The 2284-nt window shown below is 72.7% G+C and carries 3 protein-coding genes; all 3 read left to right on the top strand.

The features are described 5' to 3' along the window. The coding region (gene hisH / locus AC08ON_RS01230) for an imidazole glycerol phosphate synthase subunit HisH (protein ID WP_476616313.1) at positions 1 to 415 on the top strand (415 nt) is incomplete at its 5' end. 124 nt (positions 416 to 539) lie between these two features. Next, entirely contained in the window at positions 540 to 1307 is a 768-nt protein-coding gene (gene priA / locus AC08ON_RS01225) for a bifunctional 1-(5-phosphoribosyl)-5-((5-phosphoribosylamino)methylideneamino)imidazole-4-carboxamide isomerase/phosphoribosylanthranilate isomerase PriA (RefSeq protein WP_476606038.1), read from the top strand. Beyond that, positions 1304 to 2068: an imidazole glycerol phosphate synthase subunit HisF gene (gene hisF, locus AC08ON_RS01220; protein WP_476606039.1), complete on the top strand. Its 765-nt coding sequence runs from the start codon at positions 1304 to 1306 to the stop codon at positions 2066 to 2068. Before priA ends, hisF begins: the two co-directional genes overlap by 4 nt. Positions 2069 to 2284 lie beyond the last annotated feature (216 nt).

The following is a 2284-nucleotide window of genomic DNA, read 5'->3' as shown; positions in this document are numbered from 1 at the left end:
CGTGGTGCGGGAGCGGGTAGCGGCGGGACGGCCCGTGCTCGGGATCTGCGTCGGGATGCAGGTGCTGTACGAGCTCGGTGACGAGCACGGGGTGCGGACGGTCGGGCTCGGCGTGATCCCTGGCGAGGTCCGCCGGCTCGCCGCCGACATCCTGCCGCACATGGGCTGGAACACTGTGGCGCCGCCCGCCGGATCGATCCTGTTCGCCGGACTGCCCGCGGGCACGCGGTTCTACTTTGTCCACTCGTACGCGGCGAAGGCCGATCCGGCCGCCGGGGACACCGTGGGGGAGCACGGCGAGCCGTTCGCCGCCGCCGTCGAACGGGGTGCGCTCGCCGCGACCCAGTTCCACCCGGAGAAGTCCGGGGATGCCGGAGCGCATCTGCTGGCGAACTGGCTCGGCAGCCTGTTCTGAGCGAGCCCTGGTCTGAGTGAGCCCTGGTCTGAGTGAGCGTGAACGCGAGGGCGGATGTCCTGTAATGCGGATGTCCTGTAATTAGGGCGGCTCCAGCGCCCCGCCGGACCGTAGGGTGGCCGATGTGACGCTTACTCTGCTGCCCGCCGTGGACGTGGCCGACGGCAGGGCCGTCCGACTCGTCCAGGGCGAGGCCGGTTCCGAGACCTCGTACGGCGACCCGCGGGAGGCGGCGCTGACCTGGCAGCGCGACGGCGCCGAGTGGATCCACCTGGTCGATCTCGACGCTGCCTTCGGCCGGGGGTCGAATCGGGAGCTCATCGCCGAGGTGGTACGCGCGGTGGACGTGGCCGTCGAGCTCTCCGGCGGCATCCGCGACGACGCATCGCTTGACGCGGCGCTGGCCACCGGCGCGGCCCGGGTCAACATCGGCACGGCTGCGCTCGAGGATCCCGACTGGGTCCGCCGGGCCATCGACCGGGTCGGTGACCGTATCGCGGTCGGTCTCGACGTCCGGGGGACCACACTGTCGGCCCGGGGCTGGACGCGGGACGGTGGCGAGCTGTTCGATGTGCTCGCCCGCCTCGACGCCGACGGCTGCGCCCGGTACGTGGTGACGGATGTGCGCCGGGACGGCACGCTCACCGGGCCGAACGTCGAGCTCCTGCGCTCCGTGACCGCGGCCACCAGCCGGCCGGTGGTCGCCAGCGGCGGCGTGGCCACGCTCGACGACCTCACCGCGATCGCCGTGGTGCCCGGAGTGGAGGGCGCGATCATCGGCAAGGCGCTCTACGCCGGCGCCTTCACGTTGCCCGAGGCCCTGGCCGTTGCCGGGAATATCGGGAATATCGGGAATATCGGAAACGGATGTGCGGGTGCGGTGGGTCGATGAGTGTCGCGGTTCGGGTGATTCCCTGCCTTGACGTCGACGCCGGCCGGGTCGTGAAGGGCGTGAACTTCACGGACCTGCGCGACGCCGGCGACCCGGTCGAGATGGCGCGCCTCTACGACGCCGAGGGTGCCGACGAGCTGACGTTCCTCGACATCACCGCGTCCAGCGGCGATCGGGAGACCACCTACGACATCGTGCGGCGGACCGCCGAACAGGTGTTCATCCCGCTGACCGTGGGTGGCGGGGTCCGCTCGGTCGACGACGTGAACCGCCTGCTGCGGGCGGGGGCCGACAAGGTCGGCATCAACACGGCGGCGGTGGCCCGGCCCGAGCTGGTGCGCGAGTGCGCCCACCGGTTCGGTAACCAGTGCATCGTCATCTCGGTGGACGCCCGGCGCTCACCCGGTCCCGACGGTCCGCGCTTCGAGGTCACGACGCACGGCGGCCGCAAGGGCACCGGCATCGACGCGGTGGCCTGGACGGCGCGGGTGGTCGAGCTCGGCGCCGGGGAGATCCTGCTCAACTCGATGGATGCCGACGGCACACGGGACGGCTACGACCTGGAGATGATCTGCGCGGTGCGTGCCGAGGTCGACGTCCCGGTGATCGCCAGCGGCGGGGCCGGCGACCTGGCTCACTTCGCGCCGGCGATCGACGCGGGCGCGGACGCGGTGCTCGCGGCGAGCGTGTTCCACTTCGGGCAGCTGCGCATCGGCGAGGTGAAGACGGTGCTGCGCGGCGCGGGTGTACCCGTGCGCTGACCAGGCGCGTCCGCCGGCGGGGCGCCGACGGCCGAGGCGGCACAGGACGTCGTCGTCGTGGACGCCGGACGGATCGTCCAGCGCGGTCCGCGCCGGGATCTGATCGCGATGCGCGGCGTGTACCAGCGCCTGCGCCGGTCCTGGGCGGCGGGGGGTCGGTCGGGACGGGACCGGCGGACGGCCCGTCGCCCGGCACCGTTGCGGCGCCGGGCGCGA

The organism is Frankia sp. CoWAU3, assembly GCF_977971855.1.
This window is presented reverse-complemented; position numbering and strand designations above follow the sequence as displayed.